This window comes from Pseudoalteromonas sp. AS84 (assembly GCF_038900255.1).
In the GTDB taxonomy this organism is placed as follows: Bacteria; Pseudomonadota; Gammaproteobacteria; order Enterobacterales; family Alteromonadaceae; genus Pseudoalteromonas.
Genome location: NZ_JBBMQY010000003.1, coordinates 252,597 through 268,966, shown reverse-complemented (window position 1 = coordinate 268,966; position 16,370 = coordinate 252,597). Strand labels below are relative to the sequence as shown.

General features: G+C 39.1%; 16 protein-coding genes. 9 read left to right on the top strand and 7 right to left on the bottom strand.

What is annotated here, in order from left to right; genetic code table 11:
• Positions 1 to 20: 20 nt before the first annotated feature.
• The 5 genes from parE to WNY79_RS05420 all read right to left on the bottom strand — a co-directional run bounded on the left by parE (position 21) and on the right by WNY79_RS05420 (position 4,447).
• Complete coding sequence (parE, locus tag WNY79_RS05440) at positions 21 to 1,910, bottom strand: DNA topoisomerase IV subunit B (RefSeq protein WP_024598880.1); 1,890 nt, start codon at positions 1,908 to 1,910, stop codon at positions 21 to 23.
• A gap of 108 nt (positions 1,911 to 2,018) precedes the next feature.
• Positions 2,019 to 2,579, bottom strand: a complete 561-nt coding sequence (locus tag WNY79_RS05435; protein WP_024598881.1) for a YqiA/YcfP family alpha/beta fold hydrolase — start codon at positions 2,577 to 2,579, stop codon at positions 2,019 to 2,021.
• Positions 2,564 to 3,349, bottom strand: coding sequence for a metallophosphoesterase (locus tag WNY79_RS05430; protein ID WP_342875340.1), 786 nt, complete (start codon positions 3,347 to 3,349; stop codon positions 2,564 to 2,566). The genes WNY79_RS05435 and WNY79_RS05430 overlap by 16 nt, the downstream gene beginning before the upstream one ends.
• Positions 3,336 to 3,794 (bottom strand): DUF1249 domain-containing protein, encoded by a 459-nt coding sequence (locus tag WNY79_RS05425; protein ID WP_024598883.1) that lies wholly within the window; start codon positions 3,792 to 3,794, stop codon positions 3,336 to 3,338. The genes WNY79_RS05430 and WNY79_RS05425 overlap by 14 nt, the downstream gene beginning before the upstream one ends.
• 26 nt (positions 3,795 to 3,820) lie before the next feature.
• Positions 3,821 to 4,447, bottom strand: a complete 627-nt coding sequence (locus WNY79_RS05420; protein ID WP_024598884.1) for an NUDIX domain-containing protein — start codon at positions 4,445 to 4,447, stop codon at positions 3,821 to 3,823.
• A 151-nt stretch (positions 4,448 to 4,598) separates the two neighbouring features.
• Here WNY79_RS05420 and tolC point away from each other — a divergent pair, with 151 nt between their 5' ends.
• The 3 genes from tolC to WNY79_RS05405 all read left to right on the top strand — a co-directional run bounded on the left by tolC (position 4,599) and on the right by WNY79_RS05405 (position 7,607).
• A complete protein-coding gene (tolC, locus tag WNY79_RS05415) occupies positions 4,599 to 5,954 on the top strand; it encodes an outer membrane channel protein TolC (RefSeq protein WP_024598885.1) in 1,356 nt (451 codons plus the stop codon).
• 109 nt (positions 5,955 to 6,063) lie between these two features.
• Entirely contained in the window at positions 6,064 to 6,993 is a 930-nt protein-coding gene (lpxL, locus tag WNY79_RS05410; RefSeq protein WP_170072458.1) for an LpxL/LpxP family Kdo(2)-lipid IV(A) lauroyl/palmitoleoyl acyltransferase, read from the top strand.
• A 41-nt stretch (positions 6,994 to 7,034) separates the two neighbouring features.
• Entirely contained in the window at positions 7,035 to 7,607 is a 573-nt protein-coding gene (locus tag WNY79_RS05405) for a toxin co-regulated pilus biosynthesis Q family protein (RefSeq protein ID WP_024598887.1), read from the top strand.
• A 46-nt stretch (positions 7,608 to 7,653) separates the two neighbouring features.
• Here WNY79_RS05405 and glnE read toward each other — a convergent pair whose 3' ends face one another.
• Positions 7,654 to 10,449: a bifunctional [glutamate--ammonia ligase]-adenylyl-L-tyrosine phosphorylase/[glutamate--ammonia-ligase] adenylyltransferase gene (gene glnE / locus WNY79_RS05400; protein ID WP_342875339.1), complete on the bottom strand. Its 2,796-nt coding sequence runs from the start codon at positions 10,447 to 10,449 to the stop codon at positions 7,654 to 7,656.
• Between the two features lie 77 nt (positions 10,450 to 10,526).
• On the opposite strand from glnE, the gene WNY79_RS05395 reads away from it, so the two are divergent.
• The 6 genes from WNY79_RS05395 (at position 10,527) to ruvX (ending at position 14,980) form a co-directional block, all read left to right on the top strand.
• Entirely contained in the window at positions 10,527 to 11,420 is an 894-nt protein-coding gene (locus WNY79_RS05395) for a hypothetical protein (protein ID WP_024596224.1), read from the top strand.
• Between the two features lie 85 nt (positions 11,421 to 11,505).
• The gene (locus WNY79_RS05390; protein ID WP_024596223.1) at positions 11,506 to 11,982 is read left to right on the top strand and encodes a hypothetical protein; all 477 of its coding nucleotides are present in this window, start codon (positions 11,506 to 11,508) and stop codon (positions 11,980 to 11,982) included.
• A 69-nt stretch (positions 11,983 to 12,051) separates the two neighbouring features.
• Positions 12,052 to 12,786, top strand: coding sequence for a 16S rRNA (uracil(1498)-N(3))-methyltransferase (gene rsmE / locus WNY79_RS05385; protein ID WP_197185499.1), 735 nt, complete (start codon positions 12,052 to 12,054; stop codon positions 12,784 to 12,786).
• Positions 12,787 to 12,840: 54 nt separating this feature from the next.
• Positions 12,841 to 13,791 carry a glutathione synthase gene (gene gshB / locus WNY79_RS05380; protein WP_342875338.1) on the top strand — a complete coding sequence of 317 codons (951 nt, stop codon included), beginning with the start codon at positions 12,841 to 12,843 and terminating at the stop codon, positions 13,789 to 13,791.
• 155 nt (positions 13,792 to 13,946) lie between these two features.
• A complete protein-coding gene (locus tag WNY79_RS05375) occupies positions 13,947 to 14,504 on the top strand; it encodes a YqgE/AlgH family protein (RefSeq protein ID WP_024598891.1) in 558 nt (185 codons plus the stop codon).
• Positions 14,505 to 14,530: 26 nt separating this feature from the next.
• A complete protein-coding gene (gene ruvX, locus WNY79_RS05370) occupies positions 14,531 to 14,980 on the top strand; it encodes a Holliday junction resolvase RuvX (RefSeq protein WP_002961947.1) in 450 nt (149 codons plus the stop codon).
• Between the two features lie 249 nt (positions 14,981 to 15,229).
• Here the strand turns inward: ruvX and WNY79_RS05365 are convergent, their stop codons facing one another.
• Positions 15,230 to 16,366 carry a PilT/PilU family type 4a pilus ATPase gene (locus WNY79_RS05365; RefSeq protein ID WP_024598892.1) on the bottom strand — a complete coding sequence of 379 codons (1,137 nt, stop codon included), beginning with the start codon at positions 16,364 to 16,366 and terminating at the stop codon, positions 15,230 to 15,232.
• Positions 16,367 to 16,370 lie beyond the last annotated feature (4 nt).

Below are 16,370 nucleotides of genomic sequence, written 5' to 3'. Positions count from 1 at the left end.
CTAGTGTTAAGCACAGGTAATTAAACGAGTGCCTTGTTACCATGATCTTCTAACCATTGACGACGATCAGGCGATCGTTTTTTAGCAAGCAGCATATCCATCATTTCCATGGTTTCTACTTCTTCATCAAGCGTAAGCTGCACTAAACGTCGGGTATTTGGATCCATCGTAGTTTCACGAAGTTGTAACGGGTTCATTTCACCCAGACCTTTGAATCGTTGTACGTTTACTTTACCGCGTTTTTTCTCAGCTTCTATACGTGCCAAAATAGCGGTTTTTTCTTCTTCATCAAGTGCGTAATAAACTTCTTTACCAATATCTATTCTAAATAATGGCGGCATTGCTACATACACATGCCCTGTTTTTACTAACTCTGGAAAATGACGAACAAACAGTGCACATAATAACGTCGCGATGTGTAGTCCATCCGAGTCAGCATCGGCCAATATACAAATTTTATTGTAGCGCAGTCCCGACATATCCGTTGACTCGGGATCAATACCCAATGCCACTGAAATATCGTGCACTTCTTGTGATGCGAGTATTTGGCCTGACTCAACTTCCCACGTATTTAAAATTTTACCACGTAGCGGCATAATTGCCTGAAATTCACGGTCTCGCGCTTGTTTAGCAGAACCACCAGCAGAATCACCTTCCACTAAAAATAATTCGGTACGGTCGTTATCGGCCGCGCTACAATCTGTTAGTTTACCCGGTAAGGCAGGACCTGCAGTAACACGTTTACGCACTACTTTTTTAGCTGCACGCAAGCGAGTTTGCGCATTTGAAATACATAACTCAGCTAATAATTCTGCTGTATCTGTATGTTCATTTAACCATAAACTAAACGAGTCTTTTACAACCCCCGATACAAACGCAGAACATGAGCGTGATGATAGTTTTTCTTTTGTTTGACCGGCAAATTGAGGGTCTTGCATTTTAACCGACAACACGTAACTACAACGATCCCATATGTCATCAGGAGTTAATTTCACACCACGAGGGAGTAAGTTTCTAAACTCACAAAATTCACGCATTGCTTCAAGCAAGCCTTGGCGTAAACCATTTACATGCGTACCACCTTGCGCGGTAGGAATAAGGTTTACGTAGCTTTCAGCTATTGATTCACCACCTTCTGGTAGCCATACAACAGCCCAGTCAGCGCCTTCAATTGAACTTTTAAATTCGCCTACAAATGGGTCTTGCGGTAATGTTTCAAAACCTTTAATTGCTTCAACTAAATAATCTTTTAAGCCTGTTTCGTAAAACCATTCTTGGGTTTCTTTTGTTTGCTTATTAACAAACTTAATTCGCAGTCCTGGACACAAAACTGCTTTGGCTTTTAATAAATGATTAAGTTTGGTAATTGAGTAGTTTGGTGAATCAAAGTAGCTAACATCAGCCCAAAAACGAACCGTAGTACCGGTGTTACGTTTACCCACTGTACCAATTACATTTAAGTCTTCTACTTTATCGCCGCTTTCAAATGCCATTCTGTATTGTTGAGCATCGCGTCTTACTGTTACTTCTACACGCGTAGATAACGCATTTACTACCGAAATACCTACGCCGTGTAAACCGCCCGAAAACTGATAGTTTTTGTTGGAAAACTTACCACCGGCGTGTAGCTTAGTGAAGATCAATTCAACCCCAGGGATACCTTCTTCTGGGTGAATATCAATAGGCATACCGCGCCCATCATCGCTTACTTCAAGCGAATTGTCTTCGTGGAGTATTACGTCGATACGGGTAGCATGGCCAGCCATAGCTTCATCGACACTGTTGTCGATAACCTCTTGGCCTAAATGATTGGGACGTGTTGTATCTGTGTACATCCCTGGGCGTCTTTTTACCGGATCTAATCCATTAAGTACTTCAATGGCTTCGGCGTTATAATTTTGATCACTCATAGTTTTTGTCTTTATATCCGCTAAGGCTCTAATACGTTTTACTAGTTTTATTGTTATATGCGCTAAAGCGTTAATATAGTAACTAACCTTTGTTCAGGTTAACTAGTTTTACGTGATTTTAAGAAAATCTACAATACTTGCAAAGGTGCGTTCAAATTCAACGTAGCTATGATCGCCACCAAATTCTATCAATTGCTTACATTGTGAATAATATTTTACCGCGTGTTGAAAGTTCAACACTTCATCGCCTGTTTGCTGTAATAAGTACAGTAACTCAGGGTGTGCTAATTTATCTACAGCGAGTAATTTAAGTGCCTCAATGTGACTGTTATTTAGGTCGTAATGATAATCTTGATACGGATTATAATTAGGCCCAAGTAACGACTGTAATAAATTATAGGGTGCGACCGCGGGATTTATGACCACTGCAGGAATTTGATAACGCTGCGATAAATACGTGGCAAAAAAACCACCTAACGAGCTACCTAATAAAACGGTATTTGGCGTTAGTAATTGCTCAAGCTCAATTATAGCTTGTAGGGGCTCGTGGTTTAAGCTCGGTACACAATAATCAACGTCATAGTTTGCCATAAGCTCACCAAAGCGCACAGCTTTATATGATTTTTGTGAACTATTAAAGCCATGAATATAAATTACGCGTTTAGCCATACCACTTCCGTTTTTACTTCTACTTTATCTTTTTTACTGTTTATATTGAGAATTCTGTAAGCTGGGCCCGCATTTTTTTGCTCCCACTGTGAAGTGTGCTTTACAAACTGTATTGAGCTGGCTGGGGTCGCGTATATGGGCAACCCTCTAAAGCTTTGCTGGTAATCATTATGAACATGACCATGGAAAAGCGCTGATGTGTTGTTACTGTTTACTAAAATATTTAAAAGCTGTGGACCATTTTCTAATAAGTGCTTATCAAGGTAGCCATTTATTGGCAGCGGATTGTGATGACAAAATATAACCTTACTATTATTAGAGTCGACTAAAACGTCCGTTATTTCATCTAAGTGCGCACCAGTAACCCATCCTGCAGGCGTAGGTCCTTTAGAATTAACTAGAAGTAGCTCAACCCCATTAGCAATAATATGTTTAGCCGGACTTATTTGCCCACCACTTATGCGATTAAGCATCGCGAGTTCATCATGATTACCTGGTACCCAAAACACAGGGCAAGTTATGTCACTGGCATTTATAAGTTCACTAAATAGTAAGTACGATTCAAAGCTATGGTCTTGCGTTAAATCGCCACCAAAAATAATGCAGTCTATTGGCTGCTCAGCAATGTGTGCTAAGGCTTGTTCAAAATGAGCTGCGGTATTTATATCAAAGTACTCACCGCTTTTGTCTGCAAATAAATGGCTGTCAGTAATATGCGCAATGCACAAAGATGATTTATCAAATGTGTACGAATCATCAAACCAAGCCATTATTTACATCCCAATTTAATGTCGCTTGTCCATGCTCTACACAGGCTACTAACCAGTCGTATAAAAAAGCATTAAGTTGATACTTTTCATCTTTTTGATGCATTTTAGGGTTAGGGTAACCATATGATGGTTTTATGCGTTGATGGTAATCGTGGTGAACAATTTCTGCTACTTTTGCATCGTGATATAAGCGCACTGTTAAATACAGCGGTGTTATCCCTTTAACCATTCCTGTTAGCTGCTTAATTGAAATATCCATAGTGTATTTTGCGCTGCCATCAATTTTTGTAGCAAATTCACTGTTGCCAAGTTTTACTTCACGAATGCTTCCTAAATTGCGCTCGCTCGGTAATAACTTTAATAGTCGCACATAGTTATGCTCACAAAGTGTTAAATACTTTGGGAGGCTCTGAATATATCGCTTTGTTGCTAATTGTGCTGTCAAAGTACCGCCATAATTTTAGTAAGAGTTTATGCCCATTTGTTTGCCATTTTTTCGCGATTAAGCGCAAGCCACTGCATACAAATAACCGTTGCCGCATTATCCATTTCACCGTTATTGAGGCGCATTAGCGCATCATCAACTGATAAAATGTGAGTTTTTATATCCTCTCCTTCAGTTTCAAGACCATATACACCTGATTTCACTTGGCTTAAGTCAGTACGCGCTAAATATAAATGTAAGCGCTCAGTTGTACCACCGGGGCTTGATAAGTATGAAAGCATAAATTCAAGTTCAGTTAATTCAAGTCCAGCTTCTTCATACGCTTCTTTTTTAACAACTGATTCGTAATCTTTGCTGCCGTCTGTCATTCCGGCTATACATTCTAGCAGCCACGGCGAATGCTTGCTTTTAATAGCGCCAATACGTATTTGCTCAATTAAAAGAACAGTATCTGATATTGGGTCGTAAGGGAGTACTGCAATTGCATCACCACGCTCTAATATTTCGCGGCTAATTATTTTAGATTTTCCACCTGCAAATAGTGCATGTTCAAACTGGTACAAATCAACCTGAAAAAAACCTTTATAAAGGTTTTTTATTGGCTTTAAATTTACATCTTCATGTGTAAATTGAACGAGTTTTTTATCAACCACGTACCTAGCTCCTACTTATCTAAATCTTTAAAATGCGTTAATATATTCTGTTACACTTGAACATACTGTTTTACTAATTATTTTTTTTGTTATGCAGTAAAACAGGTTAACATGCTTTTAGTACAAAAATTGTCTAAGGACCGAACCCCACATGAAAAAGAACATTCTTGCGGCGCTAGTTAGTTTATCATGCGCACTAGGTGCAACAGCAGTGAAAGCTGAAGATTTACTACAAGTTTTTGAAATAGCGACAGCTAACGATCCTACTGTTTTAAAAGCAAAAGCCCAAGCCGATGCACAGTCTTATCAAAGCGATTTGGCGATGAGCACACTACTGCCTCAAATTGGTTTGACTATGAGTTATACAAAAAGCGATGCAACGTCTTATCAAAGCGTTGGCGACTTATCTAACCAAGTGAAAGTTGAAAGTGACACAGACCAATTCTCTCGTGGTGTAAGCTTAAGCCAAACATTATTTGATCTAGGTGCCTGGAACACGTTAGATATTGCCGACAAGCAAGCGCTTCAAGCAAGCGGCCTATACGATGCAGCTAAACAAAATTTAATTGTACGCGTTGCTGAAGGTTATTTTAACGTATTAAGTGCAAGCGATAACCTTGAATTTGTTGAAGCTGAAAAACGTGCAATTGAACGTCAACTTGAGCAAACAAAACAACGTTATGCGGTAGGCTTAACGGCTATTACAGACGTACACGAAGCACAAGCTCAGTTCGATAACTCTGTAGCTCAAGAAATTATTGCAGGTAATGCTGTAGAAACAGCACGCGAGCAACTTCGTGAGATTACAGGTAAATATCACGAAAAATTAGATTTTTTAAATACAGATACTTTCTCAACAACTAGACCAACTAAGCGCTCAAGCGACTTTGTTAAAGTAGCTGAAGATAAAAACATAAATCTACAAGTGTCTAAAGTAACAGTTGATATTGCAAAAGATCAAATTGAATTAGCGAAAGCGGGCCATTATCCAAAACTAACTCTAAGTGCAAGTTATGGTGATTCTCTTACAGACAATCAAATAAATGGCGCTAACTTTGATGATCAGCCACGGTCAGACTCAAGCTCTGTAGGGCTTAACTTTAGCGTACCTTTATATTCAGGTGGCGCAACGGTTGCTGCAACAAATCAGGCCCGTGCGTTTTACGTAGGTGCTAGCCAAGACTATGAAACAAATTACCGCGCAGTAACTCGCACAGTGATTACATCATATAATCAAGTTGTTTCAGACATCGCTACTTATAAAGCGCTAGAGCAAGCCGTTGTTTCAGCTCAAAGTGCGCTTAAAGCAACTGAAGCCGGTTTTGAAGTAGGTACGCGTACAATTGTTGACGTACTAGTAAGTACGCAAAATTTATACGATGCAAAGCGTAACCTTGCTGATGTACGTTACCGTTATGTGCTATCTACCCTTCGCTTAAAGCAAGCTGCGGGTACATTAACAAGTGAAGATTTAGTGGCTATAAACCAAGGTTTAAAAGCCGCTTAAATCGCATAATTCATGTAGTTAAAAACATTGGAAGCCAGCTAAATGCTGGCTTTTTGTATTTTACAGCGCTTAGCGTTAAACTATCGTTTTTATTCTCAGAGATATTTTTGTGGTCACCTCATCTCCTTTTAAAGCATCTTTTTTAGGCCCTCGATACTGGTTAACGTGGATTGGCGTTCTATTTTTATATTTAATTTCTTGGTTACCGCAAAAACTACAATTGGCAATGGGTAAACAGCTTGGTCGCTTAGTTCATAAATTTATGAAACGCCGTCGCCATATTGCAGAAGTTAACATTAAATTATGTTTTCCTGATATGAGCGCAGCAGATCAAAAAGACCTTGTGCTCAAAAATATGGAAAACACCGGTATTGCAATGGTTGAGACTGGCATGGCCTGGTGGTGGCCGCAGTGGCGAGCACAAAAAGCATTAGGGTCTTTTAAAGGGCTTGAGCACTTTGAACGTGTTCAAGCGTCTGGTAAAGGTGTTTTATTGCTTGTACCTCATATTCTGCATCTTGAAATGGCTAGCCGTATTATGGGCTTAGAGTGTCAGGGTGTTGGCTTTTATCGCCCTCATAACAACCCTCTAATGGAATACTTTACGACTAATGGCCGCCTTCGCTCTAACGAATACCTAATTGGCCGAAAAGATGTAAAAGGCTTACTAAAAGCATTAAAGAATAAAAAGGTATGCTATTACTTACCCGATCAAGATTACGGCCGTAACCGATGTGAATTTGTTCCATTTTACGCAGTCCCTGACGCAGCAACGACAACCGGTACTCTTATGTTTGCTGGTAGTAAAAACTGCGAAACAATGAGCTTAATAACTCGCCGAGATGAAAATGGTAAATATCACTTGGAAATACTACCAGAGCTTGAAAACTTCCCTAGTGGTGATGATAAGGCTGATGTAACGCGTGTGAATCAACGAATGGAACAATCTGTTAATGCCGCACCAGAGCAGTATATGTGGCTACACCGTCGCTTTAAAACTCGACCTGATAAAAATACCCCTTCTTTTTATAAAAAGTAATGGTATAACAATAATAGGAACAAATAAGGTGGGTAATAATCATGTGGTTTTGGATTAGACATTTATCATTTGCAGCCGTGCTAATTGCACTCGCCGTATACTTTTTAGTGGGTGATGGTTCTGTATTTGATATTAAAAAATCTAAAAATGCAGCCGCCGAAGGATTATCACGTTTTTACTCCTCCATTCGTAACCAAGTAAAAAGTGATACAGAACGAGATCAATTTGTTTTAAAGCTTAAAACACCAGAACAAACCTTAGATAGAGTATTGGCTGAACGTGCGCGAACAGTTGACCCCATGCCGACTAATTGGACTGGAGAAGTTGAGCCTAGGCGCTTTGAAAATGGCACAACACTTAAAGACGTACTCAATCAGTACGCTAAAAATGAAGGCATTGAACTTTACTGGTATTTAAGTAAAGACTACGTAGTTAAAGATCATTTTAGAGTAGACAGCAACTTTACTTCAGCACTTTATCAAATTGGTCGTGCTATAAATGACGACTTTGAGCATGAGGTTTATACTTACTTTTGCCATAAACAACGGGCAGCGGTTATTACAGAGTTACCATCAGAATTTGTACGTACAAACTGTTTAAAACTAAAGGTTTAAAGGTTTACTCGCACAAAAAACCCAAGCAAGCGCTTGGGTTTACAGTTCAACTTAACTCAAAAATACTATTCCAAATATTCGTCACGTTAGTAATATCTTGCAAGAAAGCTTCTCGCGAGATCAACTTGCCTTTTTGATCCAAGCTCAACACGTGATAACACGAGCGATAATCAATATACGCTTTAATCAACTGCTGTTTTTGCTCTTTAGTAATACAGCCTATATTTGCTGCATCCGTTAATATTCTTACGTTATCTGAGTAAACTGTAAGCTGTTCAAACTCATTGGCGTGTTTAAGTACTAAATATTGCGTAATAAACTCAATATCAGCCATACCACCAACATCTTGTTTTAAGTCAAATTGCTCAGTATTTCCTTTCGCTAAATGGTCGCGCATTTTTTCGCGCATTTTTATTACATCTGCTTTTAAGACTGTATGATCGCGCTGTTGGCAAAGTATATTTTTACGAATTTGTGAAAAACGATCTATAAGATCGTCTTGGCCCAAAATTAACCGAGCCCGCACAAGTGCTTGATGTTCCCACGTCCATGCTTGAGTTTGCTGATAGTGATTAAAGCTCTCTAGATTGATAGCCAGTAAACCTGATGCACCTTCAGGGCGTAATCGCGTATCAAGCTCATACAAAATACCCGATGCAGTACGAGTATTAAATAAATGCATTAAGCGCTGAGCGAGTTTTAAATAAAACTGGCGAGAATCTATCGGTTTTTCACCATTGGTTTGGCTTGAGCCATCATGATTATGCACAAACACCAAATCTAAATCTGAGTCATACCCCACTTCCAAGCCGCCCGTTTTACCATATGCAATAACAGCAAAGCCTTTGTTTTCATCATCAGTGCCAGGTGGCATACCAAAACGCTTAACAGTGTTATGCCATGCAATATTAACAGCTTGATCAACAATCGCCTCAGCGAGTACGGTTAAGTGATCGCTTACTTTCATTACATCGAGAACACCGGTTGCATCTGCAGCTGCAATTCGTAATTGATGCGTTTGCTTAAATTGCCTAAGCGATTCCATTTGCAGTTCTAAATCGTCATGCTCTATTCGTAAAAAATACTGTCTTATTTCATCTTTATAAGCCGTTAATGGTGTCGGTTTATAAAGAACCGCTGGGTCTATTAGCTCATCAAGTAATATAGGGTAGCGAGAAATATGCTCACCTATCCATTTGCTATGACAACAAAGTAAAACGAGTTGCTTTAACGCACCTTGGTTTTCGTACAGTAATTCTAAATAAGCAGTGCGTGAAATTATTTTATTAAAAATTTGGCAAACCATCGTAAAAGCAGCTTCGCTGGCATTAAAGTCATTTAACTGACTTAATAAAACAGGCATTAATTTATCAAGGGTGTCGCGCCCTCGGTTACCGATGTTTACCTTAGACAGCCTTAATTTAAAATCGTTAAGAGGAGTTTGCCATTCATCTCTAGCCTCTTTTAAAAACCCCACATCACCATGATCCCAAGCACTAATAAATGCGCCTTCACAAGTATCAAGTGGTGCGGTTTCCTCGCCAATGACAAGTGCAAACTCACCGTTAACTTGCTTCATCACTTTTTCAATAGAGCTTAAAGTAGCAGCAAAATCCGCTTGTTCTAATAATAAATTTAAGCGCTGCTGATTCAATTCATCATCAGGAAGTGTTTGCGTTTGTTGATCATCAAATATTTGTAAGTACTGCTCAACTTTTCGCAAATAAAGATAATTGCGCTTAAGCTCACTTGCTTCTTGCTCATCTATAACTTGGCTAAGTGCCAACTCATTTAATGCTTTAAGTAATGATTGAGTTTGTAAATTAGCCTCTCGGCCACCTCGTACCATTTGCAGGGCTTGCACTATAAATTCAACTTCACGAATACCACCAGCGCCTAATTTTATATTATTAGTTAAGCGTTTACGGCGAACCTCTTGTGCAATCATTAACTTCATTTTACGCAAAGATTCAATTACCGAAAAATCAATATACCGGCGATAAACAAACGGCTTTAAAAGCTTAATAAATTCATCCCAATATTTATTAGGGGTGCCAATTAGGCGCCCTTTTAACATTGCGTAGCGTTCCCAGTCGCGCCCTTGCTCCTGATAGTAATCTTCAATAGCATTAAAGCTCATGACCAAAGGGCCACTTTCGCCAAACGGGCGTAGGCGCATATCAACTCTAAATACCTGCCCGTCACCGGTGGCTTGGTTAAGTGATGCAATGAGCTTTTGTGCAACTTTAGTGTAAAATACTTGGGCCTCAAGGCTTCTGCGACCACCTTGGGTTTTTGTACTGCGCGGATACGCAAAAATGAGATCAATATCAGAGGAGTAATTTAGCTCTTGCCCGCCGAGCTTCCCCATCCCTAAAACCATTAATGGCATTGCTTGGCTTTGCTCATCAAGCGGCTCACCATTTACTTTTGCCACCTGCGCATGCGCCCATTGGTTAGCGCTATCAATTAGCATATCAGCCAGTTGGCTTATGTAATTAATGCTATCGGCAATAGGGTTATTACAACATAAATCTAAAAAGGCGACTTTAAGCCAGTATTTTTCGCGGTACTTTCGTAAGATTTGATTACACTTAGCATCGTCAATATCACTAAGTTCAATGCTATCAAAGGGAGAGGTAACATGCCTGTTTTGAATTTCATCTTTGCACAGCAGCCAGTCTTTTAACGTTGGTTGTGATTCTAAACAGCGCCAGGCAAAGTCGCTCAAGGCGAGTAATCGTATAACTTCGCTTTCATTACTTTGCTGTGGATATAATTGTTCGAAGCGCTCTAAGCCAAGTTTTTGTAATTGAATAGGAAGTTGCTTTACGTTACTCATCAATCCTCTCTTTTATATCATCAATAACCGTACTAGAATGACTAAAACCTAGAAAGGTTCACTTAATTAGGATCACCATGTCATATTTGTCTTTATCTAACACTAGTTTTATTGCGATTGCTATTAGTTTTGCGGTTATTTGTATAACTATTTTTAGTTTACGAGTTGTCACTCAAATCAAAGCAAAACAAGCGCTTAAAGATGAACTTGCGCAGCACGATAACTTTGCCATGGGTATTAGCTTCGCATCTGAAATATCAGTTGTCATAGCCACTATGGCCTTCTTATTTGATGAAATAAGCATAAGCACCGCGCAATCCAATCCATTAAAAGTTTTGGTCATTATTATTTTATTATTTACATTTATTAAGGTAGGTCACTTAATTCATCGTAAATGGATATTGCACAGGTTTAATGAAGAAGCTGCAATATTAAAGCAAAATGTATGTGCTGCACTGGTGGATTCGGGCATGTTAATCGCCAACTGTATTATTGCACTTGGTTTATACACGTGGACACATACCCAAGGGTTTAGTAACTTACTTATTGCTTGCGTTAGCTTTTTTACACTTCAGGGAATGTTTGCACTGGATAGTAAAATACGAGAATATCGTTTTGCCAAAGCAAACCAAGGCGCTTCGCTACAAAGTAACTTCAACTTAGAAAACACCTCTATAGGTATAAGATATGCTGGAAAATCAATCGGTTTAGCATTATCTGTGTACGCTGGTTTATCTAGCGCAGCATTTCAAAACGGTAAAATGGTAGAAAACATATTTACACTCGTTATGCATTGCGGTGTAATGTGGATACTACTCTACAGCTTAACGTATGTTATAAAAGTTATCTCTTTACCAAATATTGATACAGCTCTTGAAATAGACCATCAAGATAATATTGGCGTAGCATGTATAGAGTTTGCTGTTTTTTGTGCTATAGGTTATTTACTTATTAGCATGTTTTCTCTTTAGACCTTTTTACTAAAAATACAGCAATTAAAACGTCTGCATTTAAGTAATAATGGTAATTACTTAAATGTAACAAGGCCCGAGCTCTATGCCACTTGAAGCTACTAACTATTTGTTAATTGACATAGACAACGAATTTAGCCGTGCATTTGCCGAATTCTATGTTAATAATGGCAAAACCAAAGCGAGTACGCTTATTGCAGCAGGCAATAATACCCGTCAGTTAGTAAAAATGATGTTTGACGAGCTTATTAAAGACTATAGTTATTGCGATCTTGAGAACGAAATCAGCGTTTCTGAATTAATTAACTATCTAAAAGAGCATCACGATTTACACGGAGTACTTTTTAATAATACCGATTACTTACTCGCAAGTGATAAACAACGCTTTATTTATAACTCCTTACATGAAAAACGCTTTTTAATAAACCTTGATGATACAGGCTATACACTAAGCCGGGTTACTGACGAAACATTAACCGAACCTTCGCAAAATCACCATGATATAGCACACACACCACAAGATTTAATAGATCTCGCCGAGCAACTTAATAAAAATAAATAATTGCGCACAGCTCCCAGCTTACTTACCATAGCAGCATATATTTTTATGCTAAGTAGTAAGTGACGCACTATGCGAGTTCCTCATATTTATCAAACATCGAGTATTGCCCTAAACACCCCTGTAACCTTAGATGAGGATGCTGCAGGGCATATTGGCAGAGTGCTGCGCATGAAAGTAGGCGAGCATGTATCTATTTTTAATGGCGAAGGCGGCGAATACCTTAGTGAAATAATTGAAGTAACAAAAAAAACAGTCGTCGTAATGCCATTAGAGCTTAATCCCCACGATGTAGAATCTCCGCTTAAAATTCATTTAGGCCAGTGTGTATCCCGTGGTGATAAAATGGACTTTACAATTCAAAAGTCAGTTGAACTGGGCATTACCGAAATCACCCCACTTTTTAGTCAGCGCTGTGGCGTGAAACTAATGGGCGATCGCCTTGAGAAAAAACACCAACAATGGCAAAAAATTGCAATTGCAGCAGCAGAGCAATCTGGGCGTAATTTTGTGCCAATTATTCATCCTCCTGTCGATTTAAAACAATGGCTTGCACAACAAACCAATGCAATTAAGCTCACTCTCCACCCTCGTGCTGAGCACAGCATTAAAACCATTACGGTACCTAAAGATGGCGTACGCTTTTTAGTCGGCCCAGAAGGCGGCTTTACCGACGATGAAATGGCACTAACTAAACAACTAGAATTTGTAGATATTCGCTTAGGCCCGCGCGTTTTACGAACGGAAACAGCCGCTTTAACGGTCTTAAGTGCATTACAACTTCAATTTGGCGATTTAGCTAATTGAAATAACTAAAAGCACCCTCATATAAACAGTAACATTTATAGTAAGGCACAGCGCATGGCAATTAAGTTAGGTATTATTTCAGATCCTATTAGTGGGTTTAACATCAAAAAAGACACCGGTTTTGCAATGATGATGCAAGCGCAAGAACGCGGCTACGAAATTTATTATATGGAGATGGATGATTTATCTCTTCGTAAAGGTAAGTCGTACGCTTCAGCGTCTAAAGCGCAAGTGTTTAATAATGCAGAAAAATGGTACGAGCTTGAAGAAAAAGCCACTATAGCGCTTGCCGATCTTGATGTGATTTTAATGCGTAAAGATCCTCCTTTTGATACTGAATACATTTACGCGACTTATATTTTAGAACGTGCAGAACAAGAAGGTACGTTAATAATTAACAAGCCACAAAGCCTTCGCGATGCTAACGAAAAGCTATTTACAGCATGGTTTAGCGAACATACGCCAGATACCCTGGTTACACGCAGTCAAAAACAAATTCGTGAGTTTTTAGCCGAGCATAAAGACATTATTTTAAAACCCCTTGATGGCATGGGCGGCGCATCTATCTTCCGCCTTAGAGAAGACGATGCCAACATTGGTGTAATTTGTGAAACGCTAACCGAGCACGGCAGCCGCTTTGCTATGGTGCAAAATTACATCCCAGAGATCAAACAAGGCGACAAGCGCGTATTGGTTATTGATGGCGAGGTTATTCCGTATTGTTTAGCGCGTATTCCACAAAATGGTGAGACACGCGGTAATTTAGCTGTTGGCGGTCGAGGCGAAGCGCGCCCACTTAGTGAATCTGATTTAAAAATTGCGCAAGCAGTTGCGCCAACGCTTAAAGAAAAAGGCTTAATATTTGTAGGTTTAGATATTATTGGCGATAAATTAACTGAAATTAACGTAACTGCACCAACGTGCGTGCGCGAAATTGAAGCTGCTTATGATATCTCTATTACAGGTATTTTGTTTGATGCAATTGAAAGAAAGTTAGATAAATAAGCATCTATCTGTCGTTATTAAAAGCACTTTCGTGTCATGAATTTTAATATAGTTGTTAACTATTAATCTTTAAACCGTATGAGAGTGCTTTTTTAATTTTAAAAACAAAGGTATGTGCCATACTCAAAGTTCATTAACTAAAAAGGGTGAAGTCTATGCAATCATTAGAAAATCATTTTTTAATCGCGATGCCGTCGATGCAAGACCCTTTTTTTAAACGTGCTGTTACCTATATTTGTGAGCACAATGAAGATGGGGCTATGGGCTTGGTAATAAACCAACCTATTGATGTTACTGTTGGCGAACTTTTAGATAAAATAGAAATTGATAACGACAAAACTCAAAACGCAGCAAAAGTAAGTGTGTTTGCAGGCGGGCCCGTTAAAACTGACCGTGGTTTTGTACTGCACTCTCCTCAACCGGGTTATTCAGCGAGTCAAAAGCTCAGTAGCGATATTATGATCACTACCTCAAAAGACGTTTTAGCAAGCTTAACCACAGCACAAGCACCTGAGCAATTTATTATTACACTGGGTTATTCAGGGTGGGAGCAAGGACAACTCGAACAAGAGTTACTTGATAACAGCTGGTTGATCATAGAAGCAGATCCAAAGATCATTTTTAATACCCCCGTTGAAAAACGGTGGGAAAAAGCAGTTTCAATGTTGGGCTTTGATATTAGCCAACTCAGCCTTGAAGCTGGTCACGCATAACTACTTAAAACTTAAACAAGATACACATGACAAAAAAATCGCTTAAGCCGCAAGGCGAACGCACTGTAATGGGCTTTGACTTTGGCACCAAAAGTATTGGTATTGCTATTGGGCAAGAGCTAACAGGCAGCGCGTCTAGCCTTAAGGCTGTAAAAGCACAAGATGGTATTCCTAATTGGGACCATATTGCTGTGCAAGTGGCCGAATGGCAGCCTGACTTAATGGTTGTTGGCTTACCACTAAATATGGATGGAACGTCACAAGAGGTTACCTTTAAAGCAAAAAAGTTTGCCAACAGATTGCATAATCATTATGGCATTCCTGTGCAAACACAAGACGAGCGTTTAACGACCGCGGATGCTAAAGCGCGACTTTTTGAAAGTGGCGGCTATAAAAACTTAGGCAAAGGTAACGTAGATAATATGTCTGCGGTTATTATTTTAGAAAGTTTTTTTGAGTCTAGTTACGGTGAATAAGCCTGCTATATAATACCAATCTGCTTATATATGGGGTCTATTTAACGTTAAGAAAATTACGCTAGAACTAGGCAAAAGTTTTTATATCTAGTTGTTCTAAATAAAAAACTTTTAACGACGTTATAGTGCAATTTAATTCGTTAAATTGATCAAAGATTTATGCAGGTTGGTATAAACAACTCGTTATATACAAAAAAAGCGCCAATTGGCGCTTTTTTTGTATTAATACTTAATAGAAAATTCGTTTGTTTATTGATCGCCATTTTTATCGTCAAGGCCATCAATAGTAACGCCTTGTAAAAAGCCCGCACCTTGCTGTTCGTTATTGCGCAGTTTAATCATTAAGCGTAAATCATTCGGCGAATCAGCATGATGCAGTGCATCAGCGTAATTAATTCGCTGCTGTCTATACAGCTCAAATAGCGCTTGGTCAAAGGTTTGCATGCCCATCTCTTTCGATTTAGCCATTGCCTCTTTAATACCACCAATATCACCGTTTTTAATCAGTTCAGCAACCATTGGTGAGTTAAGCAATATTTCAATAGCTGCAACACGACTTTCACCATCAGCAGTCGGTACTAATTGCTGAGCTACAATAGCGCGTAAGTTAAGTGCTAAATCGTACTTAAGCTTATCGTGTTTTTCTTTGGGGACTAAATGCATAATACGGTCAATCGCTTGGTTAGCATTATTAGCATGCAGTGTTGCAACACACAGGTGACCTGTTTCGGCAAAGCTTAGTGCGTATTCCATAGTTTCTTGAGAGCGAATTTCACCAATCAAAATTACATCGGGCGCTTGGCGCAATGAGCTTTTAAGTGCTGACTCAAAGCTTTCGGTATCAAGCCCTACTTCGCGTTGAGTAATAATACTTTTACGATGCTCATGAACAAATTCAATCGGATCTTCAATAGTCAGTATATGACCACGTTGGTTACGGTTTCTGTAGCCAATAAGTGCAGCTAGAGAGGTTGATTTACCAGTGCCAGTACCACCGACAAACAATACTAGGCCACGCTTAGACATAATTACATCGGTAAGAATTGAAGGTAGGCCTAGCTCACTCACATCAGGTATTTGCGTCACAATACGACGAATAACCATACCTGCTTTATCGCGTTGCCAAAAAGCAGAAATACGGAAACGTCCTTCGTCGGTGGCAATCGCAAAGTTACATTCTTTTGTTGTATGAAACTCTGCTTTTTGTTTTTCGCTCATTGCAGATTCAACTAGCTCAAGCGATTGCTCATCAGTAAGCCTATCATCGCTTAGAGCTATTAACTCACCGTTTATTTTTGCACTTACAGGTAGCTGACTCGATACAAATAAGTCAGATCCTTTTTTCTCAATCATGATAAGTAAAAAGTCGTTTAAAGATAAAGCCATAATA

Coding starts and splice junctions, on each gene's coding strand:
- parE (WP_024598880.1), bottom strand. CDS start 1,910: ATGAGTGATCAAAATTATAACGCCGAAGCCATTGAAGTACTTAATGGA.
- WNY79_RS05435 (WP_024598881.1), bottom strand. CDS start 2,579: ATGGCTAAACGCGTAATTTATATTCATGGCTTTAATAGTTCACAAAAA.
- WNY79_RS05430 (WP_342875340.1), bottom strand. CDS start 3,349: ATGGCTTGGTTTGATGATTCGTACACATTTGATAAATCATCTTTGTGC.
- tolC (WP_024598885.1), top strand. CDS start 4,599: ATGAAAAAGAACATTCTTGCGGCGCTAGTTAGTTTATCATGCGCACTA.
- WNY79_RS05405 (WP_024598887.1), top strand. CDS start 7,035: ATGTGGTTTTGGATTAGACATTTATCATTTGCAGCCGTGCTAATTGCA.
- glnE (WP_342875339.1), bottom strand. CDS start 10,449: ATGAGTAACGTAAAGCAACTTCCTATTCAATTACAAAAACTTGGCTTA.
- WNY79_RS05395 (WP_024596224.1), top strand. CDS start 10,527: ATGTCATATTTGTCTTTATCTAACACTAGTTTTATTGCGATTGCTATT.
- WNY79_RS05390 (WP_024596223.1), top strand. CDS start 11,506: ATGCCACTTGAAGCTACTAACTATTTGTTAATTGACATAGACAACGAA.
- rsmE (WP_197185499.1), top strand. CDS start 12,052: ATGCGAGTTCCTCATATTTATCAAACATCGAGTATTGCCCTAAACACC.
- gshB (WP_342875338.1), top strand. CDS start 12,841: ATGGCAATTAAGTTAGGTATTATTTCAGATCCTATTAGTGGGTTTAAC.
- WNY79_RS05375 (WP_024598891.1), top strand. CDS start 13,947: ATGCAATCATTAGAAAATCATTTTTTAATCGCGATGCCGTCGATGCAA.
- ruvX (WP_002961947.1), top strand. CDS start 14,531: ATGACAAAAAAATCGCTTAAGCCGCAAGGCGAACGCACTGTAATGGGC.
- WNY79_RS05365 (WP_024598892.1), bottom strand. CDS start 16,366: ATGGCTTTATCTTTAAACGACTTTTTACTTATCATGATTGAGAAAAAA.